Origin of the sequence: uncultured Marinobacter sp. (assembly GCF_947488835.1) — a bacterium.
In the GTDB taxonomy this organism is placed as follows: domain Bacteria; phylum Pseudomonadota; class Gammaproteobacteria; order Pseudomonadales; family Oleiphilaceae; genus Marinobacter.
In genome coordinates this window covers 1,229,245-1,252,834 of record NZ_CANLBK010000001.1, presented here as the reverse complement: position 1 = coordinate 1,252,834, position 23,590 = coordinate 1,229,245, and the positions used below count along the sequence as shown (strand labels likewise).

The following is a 23,590-nucleotide window of genomic DNA, read 5'->3' as shown; positions in this document are numbered from 1 at the left end:
GTGCCCGTTGGGTTTTCAGGTTTGGATTGAGCCGCTGAAGAGTGCTCTGGTGACCAAAATCTACACAAATTATTCGCCCGGCTATTGACAATTCTGTGCCTCTAAACGTATGTTTCAAACAAGTGTTTAATTAATGCTGCAGCGCATCCTGTTGCAGTGTCTGAGCAAACCCAAGGCCGCGAGCTGTTATTACTTTTTCAGCCAAGACCGAAAACCGAGGTGGTTTAAATGCCTGAGTACAAAGCGCCCCTGCGTGATATCAAATTCGTAATGAACGAGCTGCTCGACAGCGAGGCCCACTACGCCAATCTGGAAGGCGCTGAAGACGCAACTCCGGATATGGTTGATGCCATCATCCAGGAAGGTGCAAAGTTTGCTGAGCAGGTACTGTCACCGCTGAATCCGGTAGGCGACAGAGAAGGCTGCACATGGAGCGAAGACGGCGTTAAAACACCGGCTGGCTTTAAAGAAGCTTACGACCAGTATGTTGAAGGTGGCTGGCCGTCGCTGGCAGCTGATCCCAACTACGGTGGTCAAGGCCTGCCAGACTCGCTGGGTATTGTGATGAGCGAGCTGAATGGCACCGCCAACTGGTCCTGGGGTATGTACCCTGGCCTGAGCCACGGCGCTATCAACACTGTGGAAGCGCATGGTACTGAAGAGCAGAAGCAAACTTATCTTACCAAAATGATCAGCGGTGAGTGGACAGGTACCATGTGTCTGACCGAAGCCCATTGCGGCTCGGATCTGGGCACCCTGCGTACCAAGGCAGAGCCTAATGCAGACGGCTCTTACAGCATTACCGGCACCAAGATTTTCATCTCGGCCGGTGAACACGACATGACCGACAACATTATTCACATCGTTCTGGCTCGTCTGCCGGGTGCACCTGAAGGTACCAAGGGCATTTCCTTGTTTATCGTACCCAAGTGCCTGCCCTCAGCAGACGGATCTGCTGGTGAGCGCAACGCCGTATCCTGTGGTTCTATCGAGCACAAAATGGGTATTCACGGTAATGCTACCTGTGTGATGAACTTCGATGGCGCCAAAGGCTGGCTGATCGGGCCTGAGAACCGCGGCCTGAATTGCATGTTCACCTTCATGAACGTGGCCCGTATCGGTACTGCTATCCAGGGCCTGGGTGCTGCGGAAATGGGCTTCCAGGGGTCACTGGCATACGCCAAAGATCGTCTGGCCATGCGCTCACTGAGTGGTCCAAAGAATCCGGAAGGCTATGCCGACCCGATTATTGTGCACCCGGATGTGCGACGCATGCTGCTGACTCAGAAAGCCGTTGCAGAAGGCGCCCGTGCACTGATCTACCTGACTGCACAGAAGGCGGATCTCGTTGGACGTGGTAAAACAGACGAAGAGCGCAAAGAAGCTGACGAAGCACTAGGCTTCCTGACTCCGATCGCCAAGGCGTTCCTGACCGAGATCGGTTATGAAGCGGCCAACCTGGGCATGCAGGTGTTTGGTGGTCACGGTTACATCTCCGAGTGGGGCATGGAGCAGAACGTACGTGATGCTCGTATTGGCATGATTTACGAGGGCACTACCGGTATTCAGGCGCTGGATCTACTGGGCCGTAAGGTTCTGATGACCCAGGGCGAGTCGCTGAAAGGCTTTACCAAGCAGGTTCACACCTTCTGCAAGGAAAATGCCGACAACGAGCAGCTGAAGCAGTTCGTTGAGCCGCTTGCGGCGCTGAACAAGGAGTGGGGCGATCTGACCATGAAAGTGGGCATGACCGCCATGAAGAATCGTGAAGAAGTGGGTGCTGCCTCTGTTGATTATCTGATGTACTCCGGTTATGCAGTCTTTGCATATCTGTGGGCGCGCATGGCCAAGCTTGCGCAGGATAAGCTGGACGCTGGCACAAGCGAAGAGGCCTTCTATAAGGCCAAGCTGCAAACTGCACGCTTCTACTTCACCCGCATGCTGCCGCGTACCAAGACTCACGCAGTAACCATGCTGGCAGGGGCTGATACTCTGCTGGATATGCCGGAAGAGTCTTTCTCGTTCTGATTTATTCGAGCGTTTAAGGTTAACCGGTAAGAGAAAGCCCGCGCTCCCAGGAGCCGGGCTTTTTTCATGAGTTGCAGGTGGTTTTGAGGTAGAATACCTGCCAGATTTTTTGTGGAACCTGGAGAGTTTACATGGCCGATTATCAGGCGCCTTTGCGCGACATGCGTTTTATTCTGAACGAAGTTTTTGACGCACCTGCACTTTGGGCATCCCTGCCCAAAGTTGCTGAGAACGTAGATCCGGACACCGCCGATGCGATTCTGGAAGAAGCCGGCAAAATTACCAGCGGCGTGCTTGCCCCTCTGAACCGTGAAGCGGATGAGCAGGGCAGCCAGTGGAATGAAGGTGAAGTGACCTCGCCGGATGGCTTTAAAGAAGCCTACCAGACAATCGTTGAAGGTGGCTGGAATGGTCTTGGTGGCAATCCTGAGTTTGGTGGCATGGGCATGCCTAAAACTCTGGTGGCACAGTTTGAGGAAATGATGCAGGGCGCGAACATGTCCTTCGGCTTGGCACCTATGCTGACCGCGGGGGCTTGCCTCGCACTGGATGCACACGGCAGTCAGGAACTGAAAGAAAAGTACTTGCCCAACATGTATTCAGGTGTATGGGCGGGCGCCATGGATCTCACAGAGCCTCACGCAGGAACCGACCTCGGCATTATTCGCACCAAGGCTGAGCCGAACGACGACGGTTCGTTTAACGTGACTGGCACCAAGATCTTTATTACTTGGGGCGAGCACGATATGGCGGAGAATATCATTCACCTGGTACTGGCCAAGCTGCCGGGCGCCCCGAAAGGTCCAAAGGGTATTTCCCTGCTGTTAGTTCCCAAGTTCATGGTGAACGAAGACGGATCCTTGGGCGAGCGCAACAGCTTCAGCTGTGGCTCCATCGAGAAAAAGATGGGTATCAAAGCCTCTGCAACTTGCGTGATGAACTATGACGGAGCAAAAGGCTGGCTTGTAGGTGAGGAGAATAAAGGGCTGAACGCCATGTTCACCATGATGAACTACGAGCGTTTGGGCGTGGGCATCCAGGGTATTGGTGCAGCCGAAGCTTCCCTGCAGAACGCTGTGGAATATGCCAAGGATCGCATCCAGAGTCGTGCACCTACCGGAGCACAGCAGCCGGAAAAAGCAGCAGACCCTATTCTGGTACATCCGGACGTGCGGCGCATGTTGCTCACCATGAAAAGCTATGTTGAAGGCGGCCGTGCTTTCTCTACCTACGTGGCGCAGTGGCTGGATATTTCCAAGTATGCCGATGCTGCAGAAGTAGATCGTCGCAAGCATGCGGAGGGCATGGTTGCCCTGCTGACTCCGGTTGCCAAAGCGTTCCTGACCGACCGTGGCCTGGAAGCCTGTATCCTGGGTCAACAAGTATTCGGTGGGCATGGCTTCATTCGTGAATGGGGTCAGGAGCAATTGGTTCGTGACTGCCGAATTACCCAGATCTACGAAGGCACTAATGGTATTCAGGCACTGGACCTGATGGGCCGTAAAGTGGTTGGTAGCCAGGGTAAGCTCTATGAACTGTTTGCAGAAGATGTAGCCAGCTTCATCGAAGAGAACAGCGGTGAGGAAAGTCTGCGCCCTTATCTGGAACCACTTGCAGCGGCGTTCGAGCGTTTGTCTGACGTAACTGAGCACGTCATCAAGCAAGCATCAGATAATCCTGACGCCGTTGGTGCGGCCTCTGTTGACTATCTCGACCTGTTCGGGATGACTGCTGTGGGTTATATGTGGGCGCGTATTGTGAAGGCCGCAGCACCGAAAGCCAGCGATGACACGTCCGGTTTTTATAGTGGCAAGCTGAAAACTGCGCGCTTCTATTATGATCGTCTGTTGCCGAAGACTGTTTCTCTTGCGGAAAGTATTCGCAGCGGAAGTGACTCTATGATGGCGCATACCGCCGATGAGTTCTGATTGCTGATGGCAAGAAGATGAGGCGCCACTTTAGGTGAGCGCCTTCCGGTGAATAAAAAAGCAGGCCCCAGGGCCTGCTTTTTTTATAGGCGCTCCATTCGGCTTGGGTCGGTAATATAAGGATTCTCATTACCCTGAATCTCTGCCACCCTCTTGTGCCGGGAAAGTTCCCTGTCATCCGGTGGGTCGGATCGGTTCCAGCCTTGAAATACCTGGGGCGATCCTAACCAGGGAAGGCCGTAGGTGCCCACCATGTAACCCATGCTCCGAGCGACATCGCCTTTCACTTTTGGAGGTGGCTCAAAGAGGATGCTGCTTTCCCGAATGCCACAATCATCTGCCTTGATCAATGCCCCCAGTTCCTCGTAGCGGGCATTGCGGCGCCGGAGTTCTGTGCGGTTGCGCACAGGAATCATGTTGTGAAGGTCGGAGGCAATCTGCCGGTATCGGTTATCTTGTTCGCACTGGCGAGTTGTGCCGCAAGACAAAGCGTTCCGTATATCTGCGAGCGGGTATATATAGCCCTGAGTGAACATAAAACCTTTGGTGGCAAACTGCTCGTCGCAGAAGAATGACTTGCCGCCATCTGCGTACAAATTACCCCAGAATTGTTCCTCAATGACCGTCTTCGGGTCACTGAAGCGGGTGTTCTGACCAATAACGAAGGTTGCGGTCAGCAGGAGCACGGATGTGCTAAGAAGAAGAAAAATCTTTTTCATATATCATTCATCCCTCGCAGTGTCTGTAAGCGTGTTTTTGTAAAATTTATGACGCTCAGCTCACTTATATAGGATTATGACATAACTGCCTTTAGCACAAGGGGCCTTACCGTAAACAATTGTAGCTATGTGTTAACGGCTTAACACTTTCAGGGGAGTTTTTGCGAATTCTTTGGTGTCTTGGTCCACGAGATGTACTTGCGTGCCTATCAGGGGCGGGCGCTCAAAAGTGCAGACATGTCGCGCAGGTAGTGCCAAGGGGAAAGTTCGTCATAGCCTTTTGCAGCGCGATCGATCTGGCTACATAGTTTCAGGGCTTCATGCAACTGCAAGGGATTTAATCGTCTGGCTGCCTGCTCCAACGCCCGGGCTCGCTGTGGCTGAAATACGCCACGCTTCTTAAAGAACGATGAGGGGTTTTCTGATCGGTTCTCACCTGTCTTCAATTCGAGCAGCAGGTTGATGTCGCGAGTCAATACCGCCAACAGGCCCAGTGGGTTTTCGCCTTCCTGCTGCAGAACACCAATTACCTTACCAGCGTGGGCGGCGCGGCCAGTGAGGAGTTCAGTTACCAATTCAAATCCGTTAAAGCGGGAGCTGTCCTGAACGGCTCGTTCTATTGTTTCTTCATCAATAGTGTCGCCATTGCTCAGGAGGGCTAGCCGGTCGAGCTCCTGACTGGCGGCTAGCAGGTTCCCCTCGAGCCTTTCCGTCAGCATTGCAAGGGCTCCACGGGTCAGGCTCAGCCCCTGTTTTTTTGCTCGTTGCTGCAGCCATCCCGGGAACTTGTCGGCGTCCACTGGCCATACCGGCACATGGACTCCTGTGGATTGAAGTTCTTTGTACCATTTTCGCCGGGTTTCTGCGGCGTCCAGGCGGGTGCTGATCAGCAGGACGATAATATCTTCGGGCGGCTGAGCAAGAACCTGTTCCAGAACCGCGCGGCCATCTCCCAGCTTTCCCGTGGGCAGTCGAATTTCGATTCGACGCCGATCAGAGAACAGTGACATGGCACTGAATTCATCGGCTACCATGTTCCAGTCGAGTTGCTGATCGGCGTGGAAGGTCAGACGATCGATGAAACCGGCTTCTTTGGCTGCACGTCGGATCTGATCACAACATTCCTGTACCAGCAGGGGCTCGTCTCCGGAAACCAGATAAACCGGTGCCAGACCTTTCTGGAGCAACTGTGGTAGTTGGCCCGGATTGGTTTTCATGGCTTGGCAGGTTGCGAGTCGGGCGGAGTATCGGTGCTCTGATGATTACTCCGAATTTCCTGCAGCCGCTTTTCGGTTATCGGCGCAAGGCGGAAGATAATCTGTTGAGCCAAACGATCGCTCAGCTGTTGCTGCAGGTTTTCTTCCTCTCGCTGTTTGGCAAGCACGTTCGTTTCATCGTACCTGTAACTCTCAGTGGTTGTGAGGCGTGTACTGGCGATGATTGGAATGCCGTCGGCGCTGACCAGCTCAAGATCGACGGACTGCCTGAGAGTATATTCTGCAGCTGCGGCCTGAACGGTAATGGCTGAGGCGCGGCGGTCCTGCGCAAAGTCACGGATTCTGAGCCGGTAATTTGCGTTCTGGTTTGTAGCGAGTTCCACTCCGCCCAGTTCAAGCTGTTCCCGTACAGACTGACAAAGGGAGGTAGGCACCGGGGATTGGCAAATTAACTCAAGGGGCTCGAGCGCTGATGAAACTGGCGGCGCACCCCGCAGCTGAAAGCCACAGGCACTCAGGCCGGTAGCCACAACGAGTGTGGCAATAAGCTTGATAGTGTCTGACTGCAGGGTGCGGAGCCTCATGTCAATTAGCGACCACGTTGACTAGCTTGCCTGGCACAACAATAACCTTGCGAACTGTGGCGCCTTCGATAAAGCGAATAACATTTTCGTTGTTTAGTGCCTCGGTTTCCAGATCGGCCGAGTTGATGTCTGCGGGCACGTCGATTTTGGCGCGCACTTTGCCGTTAACCTGCAGTACCACCTGAATCTGGCTGCGAACCATGGCCGATTCATCGGCTACCGGCCAAGGTGCATCAACAACCGGGTTGCTGTGGCCCAAGGCGTACCAAAGGGTGTGGCAGACGTGAGGCACGATCGGCGCCAGCATCACCACGGCCGCTTCCAGGGCTTCCTGACGAACAGCGCGGGTTTGTGGCTCGTCATTGTTGAGGCGGCTAACATCGTTGAGCAGTTCCATCACTGCCGCGATAGCGGTGTTGAACGTCAGGCGGCGGCTGATATCGTCGCTCACCTTGGTAATGGTTTCATGGGTTTTGCGGCGCAGATCTTTCTGAGCGTCGTTCAGGGCGCTCAGATCCATTGCAGGCGCGGCCCCACCTGTAACTTGTTCGTTCACCAGACGCCATAGGCGCTTGAGGAAACGGTGAGCGCCATCTACAGCGCTGTCTGACCACTCAAGAGACTGCTCAGGCGGAGCTGCAAACATCATGAACAGGCGGACTGTGTCAGCGCCGTGGGCATCAATAATGGACTGTGGGTCGATGCCGTTGTTCTTCGATTTGGACATCTTGGTTACGCCACCGGCGATAACAGGTTGGCCATCTTCCTTGTGTACCGCGCCAATGGCGTGGCCTTTGTCATCCCGCTCTACAACGACGTCTGCGGGGGCGATCCAGATCTTGCCGCCCTTATCATCTTCACGATAGTAGGTGTCTGCCAACACCATACCTTGGGTCAGCAACCGCTTGAAAGGCTCTGAACTGTTTACCAGACCAACATCCCGCAGGAGCTTGTGGAAGAAACGCGCGTACAGCAGGTGCAGGATGGCGTGTTCGATACCGCCGATATATTGATCGACCGGCAGCCAGTAGTTTGCCGCAGCCGGGTCGAGCATGCCTTTGTCGTAATTCGGGCTGCAGAAGCGGGCGTAATACCAGGACGACTCCATGAAGGTGTCAAAAGTGTCGGTTTCGCGCGTGGCCGGCTGGCCCTCAAAACTGGTTTTGGCCCACTCGGGATCTGCTTTGATCGGAGATTGTACGCCGGTCATTTCGACGTCTTCGGGTAGCCTTACAGGCAACTGGTCGTCCGGAACCGGGTGCTGGGTGCCGTCCGCCAGTGTAACCATGGGAATGGGTGCGCCCCAGTAGCGCTGGCGCGATACGCCCCAGTCGCGTAGACGGTAGTTGATGGTGCGCTTGCCGATACCCGTCTGTTCGAGATGATCCGCAATGGCCTCGAAGGCTTCATCACTGGTCAACCCGCTGTATTTGCCGGAGGATACAAGCACGCCTTTTTCCGTGAATGCCTGTTCCTGCACATCAATGTCAGGTTTGTCACTGGCGGAAATAACCTGCTTGATTGGCAGGCGATACTTCAGCGCAAATTCATGGTCACGCTCGTCGTGACCTGGTACGGCCATCAGGGCGCCGGTGCCATAATCAGTGAGCACAAAATTAGCTACCCACACAGGAATGTCTTCCTGGGTCAGTGGGTGCACGACCTTGAAGCCGGTATCTATACCCTTTTTCTCCATGGTCGCCATATCGGCTTCCGCAGTCTTGCTATTGCGACACTCATCCACAAAACGTGCAACGTCCGGATGACGCTCGGCAGCAGCTTTGGCCAACGGATGCTCAGCGGCGATCGCCATGTAGGTGACGCCCATCAGGGTGTCCGGGCGGGTGGTGTATACCGTCAAACCTTCTTCGCCGTCTTTCAGCGGGAAGGTGAGCTCAGTGCCAACAGACTTGCCGATCCAGTTTCGCTGCATGGTCTTGACCTGCTCCGGCCAGCCATCCATATCGTCCATGTCGTTCAGCAGTTCTTCGGCATAATCGGTAATGCGGATAAACCACTGGGGTATGGCTTTCTTTTCAACCAGCGCGCCGGAGCGCCAGCCGCGACCATCAACCACCTGCTCGTTGGCGAGAACGGTCTGATCCACAGGGTCCCAGTTCACGGTGGACATTTTCTTGTACACCAGGCCTTTTTCGTAAAGCCGCGCGAAAAACCACTGCTCCCAGCGATAATAGTCCGGCTTGCAGGTAGCCAGCTCGCGGCTCCAGTCGTAACCAAAACCCAGCTGCTTGAGCTGGTTTTTCATGTATTCGATGTTGGCATAAGTCCACTTCGCTGGCGCGGTTTTGTTTGCAATGGCAGCGTTCTCAGCGGGCAGGCCAAACGCATCCCAGCCCATGGGCTGCATAACGTTTTTACCCTGCATGCGCTGGTAGCGGGAAATTACATCGCCGATGGTGTAGTTGCGTACGTGCCCCATGTGCAGCTTGCCGCTGGGGTAGGGGAACATGGACAGGCAGTAGTATTTGGGTTTGTCCGGATCTTCCCTGACTTCAAAGGTTTTGTTCTCGTCCCAGAAGGTGCGCGCATTGTGTTCAACGTCACGGGGATTGTAGTGCTCGTCCATACCTGCCATTACTAAAGTTACCCTGTATCAAAATGATGTGCGGAGCGGCCGAACATTCTAACGCACACAAGGCGTAACAGGTAGTCCGTCATGGTATGGCCTAGAGCCTTGGAGCTGTCGCATGTGGCCGGAACAGCTCCCGGGATACGCCGCAAGTACGTCCATGTAGGCTCGGCTCCGCCATCCATGGCTCCGCACGATCCCGGGAGCTGTTCCGGCCACATGCTTGTCGGGCTGCAGGCGATGGCCCACAATGAACTTATGGCATCCATAAAAGGAAAACGTGATGACAGCGCCGGAAAGAAACCACCTCTCAGGAAAAGCTCTCGAGGTATACGACCGCATGCTCGAGCGGGTGCAGACCCGTTTAAAAGCAATACAGGGAACCTCACTGGATACCCTGGAAGAGGAGGTGGAGAAGGCAATTGAGGTTGAGCAAGAACTGGAGGAAATGACCAAGGACGAGATAAGCCTCCTTGGCACCTACCTTCAGAGAGATCTGGAGCATCTCCTGAGCTTTGTAGATGAAACAGGCGAGGGGCTTGCGGAATGGTTGCAGCTCGATATGTCATTGCTGGAACAGCAATTGACCGAGCGCTTGTTGTCGGTTGCCGACCAAACATTGGTAGATACCTTGGCACTGCGCCAAAAACTCGAAAGCCGTGAAGCGGGGCAATACATTGCGGGTGAAGTAGCAACTGCAGGCATGTTCCAGTGCTTGAATTGTGAGCACATGCTGTGCCTCACATCGACCAGCCATCTGGAACCCTGTGAAGCCTGTGGTTCGCAATACTACAAGCGGGTTACCAGTCACTGGCCGCGAAAGGAAAGCTGAGTTCGTCTAGCAAGCACGCAAAATGTTGGAGCAACCGAGGGCGGGCAGCTTTTCAAAACCGTGCGGAGCCATGGATGGCGGAGCCGAGCCTACATGGACGTACTTGTGGCGTGTTTTGAAAAGCTGCCCGCCCTTGGTTGCTTGCTCCCAAGTACAACAATGGCGGGGTCAGCCTTTAGGAATAACCCGCTCACGAACAAACACAATTAAAATCAGCGCGAGCGTCAGAACTGGCCAAGAAGCCGCAACCATATAAGGCGTGCTACCACTGGCCTTGAACACCTCGCCAGTCAGAACAGCCCGCTCAAACTGCGGAATGCGCGCCGTAATCTGGCCCTTGTGATCAATAATCGCCGTAACCCCATTGTTGGTCCCGCGAATCATATAACGCCCGGTTTCCAGAGCCCGCATGCGAGCAATCTGCAAATGCTGCAGCGGCCCCACAGAATCCCCGAACCAACCATCGTTACTGATCGTCAGCAACAAATCCGAATTCACCGCGTTGCGAGCAAGAAAGTCCGGGTAGGCTACTTCATAACAAATAAACGGCATCACCTTTGTGCCATTGGCATTCAAGGGCGACTGGTTCTTCGGGCCGCGGGTAAAGCTCGACATGGGTAAATCAAAAAAGCCGATCAGCCCCCGCAGAACACCCTCAAGAGGAACATACTCCCCAAAGGGTACAAGCTTCTGCTTGTGATAAATGCCCTCGCCATTGCCCATGGCCATAATGCTGTTGTGGTAAGTAAAACCACCGGCGCGCTCGCTGAAACCGTACCAGGGAATGCCTGTTATCAGTGTGCTGTTTTCCCCGAGGTTCTCCTCAATATGATCAATGATTTTCCCCGCCTGATCCTGGGGAATGGGGATAGCCGTCTCCGGCCACAGAATCAGATCAACATCCCAATAAGGTTCCGTCATGCCTAGATAGACCACAATCTGGTCTTTCAGAAACTCCGGGTCCCACTTGATCAGCTGCGGGATATTGCCCTGCATGGCAGCCACAGACGTGGGCTCCGTGCTGATGTCTGTCCAGTCAACCCGGTTCAGTGCCGGGGCTGCCAGCCACGGAACCAGTGTCACAAGGGCAACAATGCCAGCGTTGGTATGGCGTTGCTTGATGAATAGCCAGCCGATACCAAAAACGGCTGCGCCGCTTGCAGCAATCAAAAAGGTAAGGCCGTGAACACCTATTACCGGCGCCAGCCCTGCCAGGGGGCCATCGGTATGGGCGGTGCCGAGATAGAGCCATGGGAAGCCAGTTAACAGCCAGCCACGCAGCCAGTCCCCAAGAATCCAGATAGCGGGGAACAGAATGAGGCGCCGTACGGCACTGACCTTCGCCAGCTTGCCCCAGAACCAGAAAGCGATACCCGGAAACAAGGCCAGCACTGCCACAAAGGCAGCCGTGAGCAAAACTGAAACCGGTATGGAGGTGTTGCCGAATTCGCTGATGCTGATGTAAACCCAAGTGGCCCCTGAGCCAAACAGGCCCAAGCCCACCAGTAACCCCGCAAAGAAAAGCTGCTTGGCCGGCAGAGGAATGCAGGCCAGTAGAATCAGGAGTGCGGAAACCGGCCCGAGCCACCAGAAGTGGAAAGGCGAGAAGGTCAGCGTTTGCAAGGCGCCGGCAACCAAAAGGGTTGCCGCGCTAAACCAGCGGTTGGAAAACAATGAATGTGATGGTGAAACAGGGGGTGTTAAATGCTCATGGCTCACTACGGGTTACCTGTAACAGACGAATGACACGGTTATCGGCGTTGGCTATGGTAAAGCGCAAACCGCCAAATTCAACCGTTTCGCCTCGTCTGGGCAGGTGACCGAATTCCTTTAGTACGACGCCGCCAATGGTATCGAACTCTTCTTCATCGAAACCTGTGCTAAAAAACTCATTGAAATCGTCGACTGGCGTTACTGCCTTCACGGCATGGGAGCCATCCCCTCTGGCCTTGATGTGAGTCTCTTCGTCGAAATCGTGTTCGTCTTCAATTTCCCCGACGATCTGCTCGAGTACGTCTTCAATGGTTACCAGGCCTGCTGTGCCACCGTATTCATCCACGACGATAGCCATGTGATTACGGTTTTCCTTGAACTGTTTGAGCAGCTGGTTAAGGCGCTTACTTTCCGGAACAAACGTAGGCGGGCGAAGAAGCTCCCGAACATGAGACCAGTCCATATCATCATCAAGCGCCAGCGGCAGAAGATCTTTGGCGAGAAGAACACCAATGACATCGTCCTGACTGTCCCCAATCACCGGAAAACGGCTGTGGGCAGACCGGATGATTTCGCCGAGATATTCTTTCGGATCCTGGGAGGCGCGAACGGTGACCATCTGGGAGCGTGGGATCATTATCTCATCCACCCGCATGTCTACCACTTGCATGGCGCCTTCGATGATGCTCATGGCATCTACGTCGATTATGCCCTCAGATTCGGCACTTCTTAATATTTCGAGCACGTCTTCGATAGATTCTGGCTCGCTGGAGAAAGCATGTGATATACGCTCCAGCCAAGACTTGCTTGAGCCTTGACTGTGACTCGACTGGTCGTCGCTCATGAGTCTTTTACCGTTTCCTCTGCTTCGTAGGGATTGCCGAACCCAAACTGCGCCAGCAATCGAATTTCCAGGGCCTCCATGGCCTCTGCGTCTTCGTCGTCAATATGGTCATAGCCTTGAAGGTGCAGCATGCCGTGCACCACCATGTGAGCCCAGTGGGTAGTCGGTTCTTTGTGTTGCTCCAGGGCCTCATTTTCAACGACCGGGGCGCAAATAACGAGATCTCCTGCCAATGGCACCGTTATACCGGCTGGCGCTTCAAATGGAAAGGACAACACATTCGTGGGTTTGTCCTTTCCCCGATACTGGTGGTTCAGTGCCTGGCTTTCCTCAGTATCTACAATACGAATCGTGGCTTCGGAAGGTTCGTCCCCCAGCCACGCCGCTTGGGCCCATGCCTGAAACAGGGATTCTCGAGGTACACCAGGCCCATCGAACACGTTTTGGAAATCAACCGTCAGCTCGTTCACTGTGTGCGGTCGCTCCCTTTACTGTTGCCCTCATCAAGGGAATCGTAAGCTTCCACGATCCGCTGAACCAGAGGGTGGCGGACAACATCTTTGGCTTCAAAGCGCGTAAAGCTGATGCCGGTCACGTTTTTCAAAACGCTGGCAGCGTGAATCAACCCGGAGTTCTGGCCGCGGGGCAAGTCCACCTGCGTTGTATCGCCAGTAATCACAGCTGTGGAGCCAAAGCCGATGCGCGTCAGGAACATTTTCATCTGCTCGCGGGTGGTGTTCTGGCTTTCATCGAGAATAATAAACGAGTTGTTCAGGGTGCGGCCACGCATGAAGGCCAGTGGCGCAATCTCGATCACGCTTTTCTCAATTAGACGGGTGACATTCTCAAACCCGAGCATTTCATAGAGTGCGTCGTACAACGGGCGTAGGTACGGATCGACCTTCTGTGCCAGATCACCGGGCAGAAAGCCGAGCTTCTCGCCAGCTTCAACCGCCGGGCGAACCAGAAGAATCCGTTTCACTTGCTCGTCTTTCAGGGCTTCTACTGCGCAGGCTACAGCCAGCCAGGTTTTACCTGTACCGGCTGGCCCAATGCCAAAGTTGATATCGTGGGAACGAATGCTGTGCACATACTTCTGCTGATTCGCGCCGCGGGGTTTGGCTGTGAGCTTGGGGGTTTTGATGATGGTGACTGAGCCGTCGAAAGGGATTTCGTCTGGCAGTCTCTCAAGCCCGGTTTCGCGAATGTACAGGTGCACTGTATCCGGCGAAATGTCGTCGGTAGCCTCGGTTTCCCGGTACAGGTGTCTGATCACTTCCACTGCAGCAGCGACGTGTTCAGTAGCACCTTCAACCCGGAAGTGATGGCCACGGCGGGTAACGGATACTTGTAGGCGCCGTTCGATGTGTTTCAAATTCTCATCAAACTGTCCGCACAGGGTGGTGAGCCTGCGCTGGTCTGCCGGGTGTAGATCGAATTGTCTGGAATCGTTGGTGTTCAAATTTTCTCCGTTTTTACTCCCGTGTTGTCTTCGGGAGTATGCTTTTCTGCTTTGGATGCGTCCGGGATGGAGCGGGGCCTGCCTCCCAAAAAACGCCCGTAAATACGTCTCTGTAGGGCTCGATCGCGCCATCCCTGGCGCTCAACGTTTTTGGGAGGCAGGCCCCGCTCCATCCCTTTTTGATCTATGTGCAGGCCGCCAACATAAAAAACAAGTGCAGAGTGTTGTTTGCTTTAAAGTGGCCCCACCGCTCTCTTACACCAAACCATGAAAACATGGGAGCCCAAACTCAATACAACTCCGAACCCACAGGCAAACCCCTCAGGGAGTTAGCATAAGCCTCAACAATCTCAACATCGATGAAATGACCGACAATCCCCGGGTTTTCGTGCCGGAAGTTCACAATCCGGTTGTTCTCCGTACGCCCGGAATACTCCCCCGGATCCTTCTTCGATAGCCCGGTAACAAGAATGCGCTGAGTGGAACCCACCATCTTGCGGCTGATATCCATCACCGTCTGATTGATCCGATCCTGCAGAATCTTCAGGCGCTGCTTCTTCACTTCCATTGGCGTTTCATCAGGCAGATCCGATGCCGGCGTACCCGGACGTGCGCTGTAAACAAAACTGAAGGACATATCGAAACCGATATCGTTTATCAGCTTCATGGTGTCTTCGAAGTCCTTCTCGGTTTCACCCGGGAAGCCAATGATGAAATCTGAAGAAAAACTGATGTCCGGACGAATCTTGCGCAGGCGGCGCAGCTTGGATTTGTACTCCAGCGCCGTGTGGCCGCGCTTCATGGCTGCCAGAATGTGATCCGAGCCGCTTTGTACCGGCAGGTGCAGGTGGCTGACCAGTTCGGGAACCTGTTCGTAAACCTCAATCATTGCATCGGTAAATTCAACCGGGTGCGAGGTGGTGTAGCGGATGCGGTCTATGCCATCGATGGTGGCGATCAGGGTGATCAATTCCGCCAAGTCCATTACGTCGCCATCGTGAGTCTCGCCGCGATAGGCGTTCACGTTCTGGCCCAACAGGTTAACTTCCCGCACGCCCTGGCTGGCCAGGTGCGCAACTTCGGCAATCACGTCGTCGGCCGGGCGACTGACTTCTTCGCCACGGGTGTAAGGCACCACGCAGAAGGTGCAGTATTTACTGCAGCCTTCCATAATGGATACGAACGCAGAGGGGCCGTCGGCGCCGGGGTCGGGCAGATTGTCGAACTTTTCGATTTCCGGAAAGCTCACGTCCACTACGCCCACGCCGTTACCTTTCATGCGTACTTCGGTAATCATATCCGGCAAACGGTGCAGGGTTTGCGGCCCGAACACCATATCGACATAGGGTGCGCGATCAAGAATAGCCTGGCCTTCCTGGCTGGCCACGCAGCCGCCAACGCCAATAATCAGTTCTGGCTTATTCGCTTTCAGCTTTTTCCAGCGACCCAATTGGTGGAACACTTTTTCCTGGGCTTTTTCACGGATGGAGCAGGTGTTCAGCAGCAGGATGTCGGCGTCATCTGGCGATTCGGTCATTTCTACCGCTTCGCCGGTTTTAAGAAGGTCGGCCATGCGGGATGAATCGTATTCGTTCATCTGGCAACCGTGGGTTTTGATGTACAGCTTTTTGGCCATGGGTCTCAACACAACTGGATGTATTTGGCGCCCGAAGCAAAAGATGCCCGGATAGTGCGCGCTGAAAAGGAGAACTGAGCATTATAACGGGGTGATCATTCTGCAACCAGCGTTGTCTCGGTAATCTGCCAGTTTTGCTGTGGTATTATTCGCGCTTTCTGACAACCTGAGCATGAAGCTGTTGGCGAGGTTCTTCCCAAAACACGCTACGAGCACATCCATGTGCGCTTGTTTCGGGCCATCCATGGCCCTCTACAGTTTTGGGAAGAACCTCGCCAACAGCTTCCCGCACTTTCGAGATAGCACCTAAAGCCCATGACCCCTGAACGCCTTGCCCGCATCAAACAGGTTTTGAACACTCGACAGCCGGACCTGACAGTCCTGACCGACCAGGTTCACAAACCCAGAAACCTCTCCGCCATACTGAGAACCTGCGATGCCTTCGGGCTAGCCAATATGCACGTGGTGTGGCCAAAAGAAGGCTTCCGGGCCTTCCGGAAAACCGCTGGCGGCAGCTTCAAGTGGGTAACACCTCACACCCACCGCACCATGGACGAAGCCATTGCGCATCTGAAAGGGCAGGGCCAAAAGATTTACGCCGCGCAACTGTCAGACCGGGCCATCGACTACCGATCCGCCGACTTCACCGTGCCCTGCACAGTAATTATGGGTAACGAAGTGGACGGTGTGAGCGCCGAGGCCGCCGAACAGGCAGACGAACACATAGTCATCCCCATGATGGGCATGGTCGAATCCCTCAACGTATCCGCGGCCTGCGCCATTATCCTCTCTGAAGCCCAAAGGCAGCGAAAAGAAGCAGGTTTGTTCGATAACCGACGCATACGCGATGAAGAATACAACCGCCTGCTTTTTAGCTGGTGCCAACCCGTCGTCAAACGCTACTGCGATGACCGCAATTTGCCATATCCACCCATCAATCACGAAACCGGTGAACTAATCGATGGAGTTGGCTGGATGCAGGAAGTCCGTGTGCAACGGGCAAACCGCGTCCGTTGGAGCGAAGACACCGCCATTGAGACCGATTAATCAGATATACCTCGGCGTTCAGGTCGGCCCGTGGTGTGGTAAGGCTTTTCTGCCGGAAAAAGATGTCTGAGCGAAGCGAGTTGTTTTTCCAGAAGAAAAGCCTTACCACGCCGCGGAGCCAGCCCCCAAACTGGCAGGCAAGCGAAGCCAATCCTAGTCTTCGCGATGCTCCAAATACCGCTCCAACTGCTCCCGCAATGCTTTAGGAAGGCGAGTAATCGTCAGCGCATCCTTGTCGCGATCATAGTAAACCGCCTGATTCACCAAATCCGAAGAAAAAGAAACACTCATACCACCACCAGAACCAGCAATCCGCACCAGCTTCTTCACCTTCCGATGGTCCGGATGCAGCACGCCGCTCTCGGGCATATCCGCAGACGTACTGGCAAACTCCTTGAAACGCCCCGGCTCATCCTCATCGAGGTAGCCAGACAACGCCTCAATCGCAACCGGTTCGCCCAAGGCATGCTGCTCCTTACAGAACTCGTATGCCCGCGTGCGCACCTCTCCAGCCTTCTCCGGCTCCGAAGACTTCGCAAATGCCTCAACCGCATCCAGAAACGTCAGAGTTTCCTTCTCAACATCTATCTGATTAGTGAAGCCACAAAGCCTGATGAACAGCTCTCCCGGCTCGCCAGTGCCACGGGCATGCACCAGCGTGAGATAGTTCTCTGCAGCGTTATCCCCCAGCCAGTCGTCCAACTCAACCCGCATGGCAAGGTTCAGGCGGGACGTGCTCAGCACATCCGTTGTATCCAGGGCCTGATTGCCATCGAAGCGCAAAGCGCCGTCGCTCTCCAGAATCATCACATAAACCACATCGGAATCTGCCAGGGCCTCGTGAACAACCACAAGTTGCCCCACAAATTCCTCCTGGCAGTTGGTAAGCAACTCTTGCCACTGGCTGAACAAGCGATCAGTAAAAGACGTAAAGCTCTGCTTGTCCTCCAGATAATCCTTCAGCCAACTGCTGAACGGGCTCTCGCCAATATCTTCCGAAAACCGTCCGTACTTCTTACCCGGCTTGCTGTTAAACAGCCGCTTCATCTGCTTGTGCAGCCCTTCATAATCGCCACCCGGTTCCTGCAGCGCCTCACCACTCTGAAGACGGGCAGGCTGCCCAGGCTGGTACTGACTGGAAAACGCTGTGCGCAGGTGCTTGATGGCCATAAACAGAGAAACCCTAAGATGAATAAACAAAAAAGCCCTGAAGGAAACTTCAGGGCCTGAGATTCTGCCACGGACAGCAATTACATTCACGATTAATACGAGGAGTGCCTGGTTGGGAGTTGGCCAAGGAGCGGGGGTGTCTTTTCTTCTGGAAAAACAACTCGCTTCGCTCAGACATCTTTTTCCGGCAGAAAAGACACCCCCACTCCCTGGCTTCTATCACCGCAATAGGCGAGATAACTGCCTGTTTAGGCTTAGATCCGCTTGTTTAGTGTCAACTCTTGTACAAGAGAGGTAGCAACACTGGAAACCTCCTCAGCACTATCGGCCTCGATAGAAACATTAGCTACATCAGTGCCAAGATTTACAACAACCGCGATTAGTCCATAAGCTGTTATTAGTTGTGCAGTGCGTCGGCGATCATCTGCATTACCGGCGTTATCTTCGCTTAGGATGACGGTGGTTTTACCTTGATCAAACAGGGCGCGCTCAACGGCAAGGGCAAGCGCTTGAGCTTGTTTGCCAGCGCAGCCAATAATCATCGGTTTCTGTGCCAGCCGGCGTTCGCGCTCTTCTGGGCTGACAGGCTCCAAAATGCCCGCAGTATCCGCCAAGCCGTCAATCATGCCGGCACCAACGGTAACGTTGGTGAGCCTGTCGATCACGATAAAGCTACCTGTCGCATGGTTGCGCTGGTATGAATCAAACGCAATTGGCTGGCTCAGGGTGAGGTCGCACAGGCCGATTTCGTTAACCTGCAACGAACTCGGATTGGCTTGCTGTTCCAGAGTGTTCACATCGGTCTGATAATGAATTTTCCGAACCGTGCCTGACGTGAACGTGGGGCCCAGTTTGATGTCGTACAAGCGCCCGGTGTACAAAGGCGCATCGGCCATCCACACAATGTTGGCCTTAAAACGGTTGCCAACTTCCGGCTCGTCTTCCGGCTTCACCAACATGTCGCCGCGGCTGATATCTATCTCATCTTCCAGCGTCAACGTGACCGCTTGGTCAATGTAGGCCTCTTCGAGATTGCCATCGAAGGTCACAACTTCCTTGACGGTACTGGTACGCCGCGAGGGCAGGGCCATCACTTTGTCACCCGGGCGAATCACGCCAGAAGCGATGGTGCCACAGAAGCCACGGAAGTTGAGGTTGGGGCGGGTAACGTATTGCACGGGGAACCGGAAGTGCTCCAGATTCTTGTCGCGGTTTACTTCTACCGTTTCCAGAATATCCATCAGTGCTTGGCCGTTAAACCAGGGTGTGTTCTCGCTGCGGTTGACGACGTTGTCGCCTTCCAGTGCCGAGATAGGCACAAAACGGATGTCTTTCAGCCCGAGTTTCGCGGCAAACGCCAGGTATTCCTCTCTGATTTCGTTGAAGCGGTCTTCGCTGAAATCCATCAGATCCATTTTATTCACGGCCACAACGATGTGGCGGATGCCAAGTAAGGAGGCTATATAGGAGTGCCTGCGGGTCTGGGTCAGCACACCGCGGCGGGCGTCGATCATCAGAATGGCGACTTGCGCCGTAGAGGCCCCGGTAGCCATGTTACGGGTGTACTGCTCATGCCCCGGCGTGTCTGCAATGATGAATTTGCGCTTATCGGTAGAGAAATAGCGATAGGCAACATCAATGGTTATGCCTTGCTCGCGCTCGGCCTGCAAACCATCCACCAGCAGGGCAAGATCCAGCTTTTCGCCGGTGGTGCCCATTTTGGCGCTGTCGGTTTTCAGGCTGGCCATGTGATCTTCGTAGATCATTTTGGTGTCGTGCAGCAGGCGGCCGATCAGGGTGCTTTTACCATCGTCCACACTGCCGCAAGTGAGTAAGCGCAGCAGTTCCTTGTTCTCGTGTTGCTTCAGGTAAGCCTGAATATCGTCGGCAATAAGATCAGATTGATGTGACATATCAGAAGTACCCTTCGCGCTTTTTCTGTTCCATGGAGCCAGCCGAATCGTGATCGATTACGCGGCCCTGTCGTTCCGAGCTGGTGGCCAGCAGCATTTCCTGAATGATTTCCGGCAACGTATCTGCCTCGGATTCAATGGCGCCCGTCAGCGGGTAGCACCCAAGGGTGCGGAAGCGGATGGATTTCATCATCGGCTTTTCGCCCTCTTTCAGAGGCATGCGATCGTCGTCCACCATGATCAGGGAACCGTCGCGCTCTACAACCGGGCGCACGGCTGAGTAGTAGAGGGGGACAATTTCAATGTTTTCCAGATAGATGTACTGCCAGATATCCAGCTCAGTCCAGTTGGATAGCGGAAACACGCGAATACTTTCACCCTTGTTCACCTTGCCGTTATAAGTATTCCAAAGTTCCGGTCGTTGATTTTTTGGATCCCACCGGTGGTATTCGTCACGGAATGAGTAAACCCGTTCCTTGGCCCGGGATTTTTCTTCATCCCGGCGGGCGCCTCCGAAAGCCGCATCGAAACCGTGCTTGTCTAGCGCCTGCTTGAGGGCTTGGGTTTTCATCACATCGGTATGTTTTGCACTGCCATGGGTAAACGGCCCGATACCTTGGTCTACGCCGTCCTGATTCGTGTGAACAATCAGGTCTAGCCCATACTCCTTTACCTTGCGCTCCCGGAAATCGATCATGTCCCGAAACTTCCAGGTGGTATCTACGTGCATCAGGGGGAAGGGCATTTTACCCGGGTAAAAGGCTTTGCGGGCAAGGTGTAGCATTACCGCAGAGTCTTTGCCGATAGAGTAGAGCATCACCGGGTTATCAAACTCGGCTGCCACTTCGCGAATGATGTGAATGCTTTCCGCTTCCAGTTGTTTCAGATGCGTAAGGTTGTATGTGGTCATGAGTATCCGTTGCCGCAGCGGGCCTTGAAGGCTTGCAAATTAGAGCAGCAACTATATCAGAGGCGATATGGCTATAAGAAGGGTCGCGCTTAGAGTTTTAAGTTATAGGAATATAGCACTTCAATGAACCCGCCGATGGCCAGCCGTGTGGGCTAGATCGAGGATACGTCGGCAACCTTGTAGGGCTCAGGCAGGTTTAAGTGTGTCGGCCAGAAGTTTCCGTACATACCGGTCGATATAGTCAAACCCGTTTCCTTCGAAATCAGCAAACTTAATGCCCAACTGAAATTCGTCCCGGGCCATCCTGCGTAAGTGAACAATGTGTCCTTTGGCTAAAATTGAGACGGGCTGCGTTGCAACAACAGGGACAGAAAAGCGGGCTTTAACGTCAATCCAGTTTCCTGGGGTGGGGGCTCTTAGACGTGGTATGAGCTGTCCTGCGGCTTCCTGATTACAGTAAATCATAACGCCTGTGCGGGACATGTTGGAGATTTTGCAGTTGATCTGACAGCCGTCGGGCTTTTCGATAACGATGTCACTTACAACATCCACACGTTGTTGGTTGCGCAGGTTTGGTTTAACTGTGACTGCTTTCATGTGCACTCTTATTGGCCAGTCGTATTGGCATTGTTAGGCGTGTCAGGAGTCAAATAATGATTCAGAACAACGTGTAGCCTACGAAAAGTGTAGTTGTTTATTTTCTGATCAGCAACTTGACTGTCGTACATTGTGGCAGATTTTATGTGTTTTTGTGAACAAGGGTTCACATATTTGATAAAGGTCAGAATTGTTTCACTATTTCAGACAGCTCGGCTTTTGCTGCAGAAGGGCCCCTTACTGGTGTAAAATTCGTGACTCTACTCATTCGCATGCTCCCGGTGGCCAATTGCGCGCCCCCGCCGAGCGTCAGGAATCCTGAAACGTTTTATGACAGAAAAAACCGAAAATACAGTTGCCGGCAACGGCAAGGTGGGCTTCATCAGTTTGGGTTGCCCCAAAGCTCTGGTGGATTCCGAGCGCATCCTCACTCAGCTTCGGTTGGATGGCTACGACGTGGTGCCCACATACAACGATGCAGACATTGTTGTGGTGAACACCTGCGGTTTTATTGATGCAGCCAAACAGGAATCTCTGGATGCCATCGGTGAGGCGATCAAAGAAAATGGCAAGGTGATCGTCACTGGGTGTATGGGCGTGGAAGCGGAAAAGATCCGTGAAACCCACCCGGGTGTGCTGGCGGTTTCTGGTCCGCACGCTTATGAGGAAGTGGTGGGGGCCGTGCATCAGTTTGTTCCACCGACCCGCGCCCATGATCCGTTTACCGATCTGGTTCCGCCTCAGGGCATAAAGCTTACGCCCCGGCATTACGCGTACCTGAAGATATCCGAAGGCTGTAATCATCGCTGTACCTTCTGCATTATTCCCTCCATGCGGGGCGACCTGGTGAGCCGACCCATTGGCGATGTCATGGATGAAGCTCAACGGTTGGTCGACTCAGGCGTCAAGGAATTGCTTGTGATCTCCCAAGATACCTCGGCCTATGGTGTAGATACCAAGTACCGCACCGGCTTCTGGCAAGGGCGCCCACTGAAAACCAAAATGCAGTCTCTGTGTGAGGCTTTGGGTGAAATGGGTGTGTGGGTGCGCTTGCATTATGTTTACCCGTATCCACATGTAGACGACATCATTCCGTTGATGGCCGAAGGTAAAATCCTGCCGTACCTGGATATTCCATTTCAGCACGCTAGCCCGAAAGTGCTAAAGGCCATGAAGCGCCCGGCCCACGACAGTAAAACTCTCGACCGTATTCGCAAGTGGCGGGAGATCTGTCCTGAGCTGACTATTCGCTCCACCTTCATTGTGGGCTTTCCCGGTGAAACCGAAGAAGACTTCCAGTATCTTCTGGATTGGCTGGATGAAGCGCAGTTGGATCGCGTGGGTGCCTTTACCTACAGTGCAGTTGAGGGTGCCAAGGCCAATGAGATTGAAGGCGCGGTACCTGAAGACGTGAAAGAAGAGCGTCTGGCCCGTTTTATGACCAAGCAGGCGGAAATTTCAGCGGCCCGCTTGCAGGCGAAGATCGGCACCACGATTGATGTGCTGATCGATGAAGTGGACGAGGAGGGCGCTATTGGTCGCTCCAAGGCGGATGCGCCAGAGATTGATGGCATGGTGTATCTGAACGATGTTACCGACCTGAAGCCTGGGCAGATCGTTAAGGTGCTTGTTGAGCATGCCGATGAGCATGATCTATGGGCCGTTCTGGCGTGAGTTGAATGAAACCAAAAAGGCCTCGAACTATTCGAGGCCTTTTTGATTGTGGCTAACGGCTATCCGTTGATTTTGGCGATGTGATCCGCGTAATACTGATCGAAGCTCTTGAACTCCAGGCTGTCTCGACCGCAGCAGCGGATGTCTCCTGACTTGATGTCATATACCCAGCCGTGCACCTGAATCTTTCCTGTGGCCAGTTTCGCAGCGACCACTGGGTGCGTGCGCAGATGCTGTACCTGCTGCTGCACGTTTTCCTCTATGGCCTCATTGAGGTACTTGCTGTCCAGGCAAGCGTCGGTCGGAATGTCGTGCCGTTCACGGACAATTTCTATGGCTGATCGGCAGTGCCCCAGCCACTCCTTTACGTGTGGCAGTCCTTTCAGTGCTGGTATGTCCAGAGCACCGGTAATAGCGCCGCAATCCGTGTGGCCACAGACAATAATGTGGCGTACACCCAGAACCGCAACGGCGTATTCAATAGAAGCCGTCATGCTTCCGGTTTCATTGCTGTGGGGTGGGATGACATTACCGGCATTACGACAAATGAACAGGTCGCCCGGGTGAGAGCCCGTGAGCATATTCGGGTCGATGCGAGAATCCGAACAGGTAATAAACAGTACATCCGGGTTCTGGCTCGTAGCCAGAGCGCCAAACAGGTCTTTGTGCTCCGGGTAAACGTTTTTGTGAAAATTCAGTACGCCGCGAACAATGTGATCCATGTTG

Annotated in this window: 19 protein-coding genes; 5 read left to right on the top strand and 14 right to left on the bottom strand. The window is 54.0% G+C overall.

Translation table 11 applies throughout. From position 1 onward, the window contains the following. The first annotated feature begins 228 nt into the window (after positions 1-228). Entirely contained in the window at positions 229-2,028 is a 1,800-nt protein-coding gene (locus Q0824_RS05765) for an acyl-CoA dehydrogenase C-terminal domain-containing protein (RefSeq protein WP_298448316.1), read from the top strand. 131 nt (positions 2,029-2,159) lie between these two features. After that, positions 2,160-3,956 (top strand): acyl-CoA dehydrogenase C-terminal domain-containing protein, encoded by a 1,797-nt coding sequence (locus Q0824_RS05760; RefSeq protein WP_298448313.1) that lies wholly within the window; start codon positions 2,160-2,162, stop codon positions 3,954-3,956. An 83-nt stretch (positions 3,957-4,039) separates the two neighbouring features. Here Q0824_RS05760 and Q0824_RS05755 read toward each other — a convergent pair whose 3' ends face one another. The 4 genes from Q0824_RS05755 to leuS all read right to left on the bottom strand — a co-directional run bounded on the left by Q0824_RS05755 (position 4,040) and on the right by leuS (position 9,063). After that, positions 4,040-4,675: an endonuclease gene (locus tag Q0824_RS05755; protein ID WP_298448311.1), complete on the bottom strand. Its 636-nt coding sequence runs from the start codon at positions 4,673-4,675 to the stop codon at positions 4,040-4,042. Between the two features lie 209 nt (positions 4,676-4,884). Next, complete coding sequence (gene holA / locus Q0824_RS05750; protein WP_298448309.1) at positions 4,885-5,892, bottom strand: DNA polymerase III subunit delta; 1,008 nt, start codon at positions 5,890-5,892, stop codon at positions 4,885-4,887. Continuing rightward, positions 5,889-6,476 carry an LPS assembly lipoprotein LptE gene (lptE, locus tag Q0824_RS05745; RefSeq protein ID WP_298448308.1) on the bottom strand — a complete coding sequence of 196 codons (588 nt, stop codon included), beginning with the start codon at positions 6,474-6,476 and terminating at the stop codon, positions 5,889-5,891. The genes holA and lptE overlap by 4 nt, the downstream gene beginning before the upstream one ends. A gap of 1 nt (position 6,477) precedes the next feature. After that, positions 6,478-9,063 carry a leucine--tRNA ligase gene (gene leuS, locus Q0824_RS05740; protein ID WP_298449543.1) on the bottom strand — a complete coding sequence of 862 codons (2,586 nt, stop codon included), beginning with the start codon at positions 9,061-9,063 and terminating at the stop codon, positions 6,478-6,480. Positions 9,064-9,349: 286 nt separating this feature from the next. Here leuS and Q0824_RS05735 point away from each other — a divergent pair, with 286 nt between their 5' ends. Further along, positions 9,350-9,898, top strand: coding sequence for a zinc ribbon-containing protein (locus Q0824_RS05735; RefSeq protein ID WP_298448306.1), 549 nt, complete (start codon positions 9,350-9,352; stop codon positions 9,896-9,898). 168 nt (positions 9,899-10,066) lie between these two features. On the opposite strand, the gene lnt is transcribed toward Q0824_RS05735, so the two are convergent. The 5 genes from lnt to miaB all read right to left on the bottom strand — a co-directional run bounded on the left by lnt (position 10,067) and on the right by miaB (position 15,553). Continuing rightward, entirely contained in the window at positions 10,067-11,572 is a 1,506-nt protein-coding gene (gene lnt, locus Q0824_RS05730) for an apolipoprotein N-acyltransferase (RefSeq protein ID WP_298449541.1), read from the bottom strand. Positions 11,573-11,606: 34 nt separating this feature from the next. Next, complete coding sequence (locus Q0824_RS05725) at positions 11,607-12,455, bottom strand: transporter associated domain-containing protein (protein ID WP_298448303.1); 849 nt, start codon at positions 12,453-12,455, stop codon at positions 11,607-11,609. After that, on the bottom strand, positions 12,452-12,925 hold the full coding sequence (gene ybeY / locus Q0824_RS05720) for an rRNA maturation RNase YbeY (RefSeq protein ID WP_298448300.1): 474 nt from the start codon (positions 12,923-12,925) through the stop codon (positions 12,452-12,454). Before ybeY ends, Q0824_RS05725 begins: the two co-directional genes overlap by 4 nt. Then, a complete protein-coding gene (locus Q0824_RS05715; protein ID WP_298448299.1) occupies positions 12,922-13,917 on the bottom strand; it encodes a PhoH family protein in 996 nt (331 codons plus the stop codon). The genes ybeY and Q0824_RS05715 overlap by 4 nt, the downstream gene beginning before the upstream one ends. A gap of 289 nt (positions 13,918-14,206) precedes the next feature. Further along, a complete protein-coding gene (gene miaB, locus Q0824_RS05710) occupies positions 14,207-15,553 on the bottom strand; it encodes a tRNA (N6-isopentenyl adenosine(37)-C2)-methylthiotransferase MiaB (RefSeq protein ID WP_298448296.1) in 1,347 nt (448 codons plus the stop codon). Between the two features lie 315 nt (positions 15,554-15,868). Here miaB and trmH point away from each other — a divergent pair, with 315 nt between their 5' ends. Then, positions 15,869-16,600: a tRNA (guanosine(18)-2'-O)-methyltransferase TrmH gene (gene trmH, locus Q0824_RS05705; protein ID WP_298448293.1), complete on the top strand. Its 732-nt coding sequence runs from the start codon at positions 15,869-15,871 to the stop codon at positions 16,598-16,600. A 153-nt stretch (positions 16,601-16,753) separates the two neighbouring features. Here trmH and Q0824_RS05700 read toward each other — a convergent pair whose 3' ends face one another. The 4 genes from Q0824_RS05700 to Q0824_RS05685 form a co-directional block, all read right to left on the bottom strand. Next, positions 16,754-17,770, bottom strand: coding sequence for a nucleoid-associated protein (locus Q0824_RS05700; protein WP_298448290.1), 1,017 nt, complete (start codon positions 17,768-17,770; stop codon positions 16,754-16,756). A 254-nt stretch (positions 17,771-18,024) separates the two neighbouring features. Continuing rightward, positions 18,025-19,683 carry a sulfate adenylyltransferase subunit CysN gene (gene cysN, locus Q0824_RS05695; RefSeq protein ID WP_298448287.1) on the bottom strand — a complete coding sequence of 553 codons (1,659 nt, stop codon included), beginning with the start codon at positions 19,681-19,683 and terminating at the stop codon, positions 18,025-18,027. Between the two features lies 1 nt (position 19,684). Then, a complete protein-coding gene (gene cysD / locus Q0824_RS05690; RefSeq protein ID WP_298448284.1) occupies positions 19,685-20,593 on the bottom strand; it encodes a sulfate adenylyltransferase subunit CysD in 909 nt (302 codons plus the stop codon). 186 nt (positions 20,594-20,779) lie between these two features. Next, the gene (locus Q0824_RS05685; RefSeq protein ID WP_298448281.1) at positions 20,780-21,190 is read right to left on the bottom strand and encodes a PilZ domain-containing protein; all 411 of its coding nucleotides are present in this window, start codon (positions 21,188-21,190) and stop codon (positions 20,780-20,782) included. A gap of 330 nt (positions 21,191-21,520) precedes the next feature. Here Q0824_RS05685 and rimO point away from each other — a divergent pair, with 330 nt between their 5' ends. After that, positions 21,521-22,864: a 30S ribosomal protein S12 methylthiotransferase RimO gene (gene rimO / locus Q0824_RS05680; RefSeq protein WP_298448279.1), complete on the top strand. Its 1,344-nt coding sequence runs from the start codon at positions 21,521-21,523 to the stop codon at positions 22,862-22,864. A 59-nt stretch (positions 22,865-22,923) separates the two neighbouring features. On the opposite strand, the gene Q0824_RS05675 is transcribed toward rimO, so the two are convergent. Continuing rightward, positions 22,924-23,586 carry a carbonic anhydrase gene (locus Q0824_RS05675; RefSeq protein WP_298448275.1) on the bottom strand — a complete coding sequence of 221 codons (663 nt, stop codon included), beginning with the start codon at positions 23,584-23,586 and terminating at the stop codon, positions 22,924-22,926. Positions 23,587-23,590: the final 4 nt, after the last annotated feature.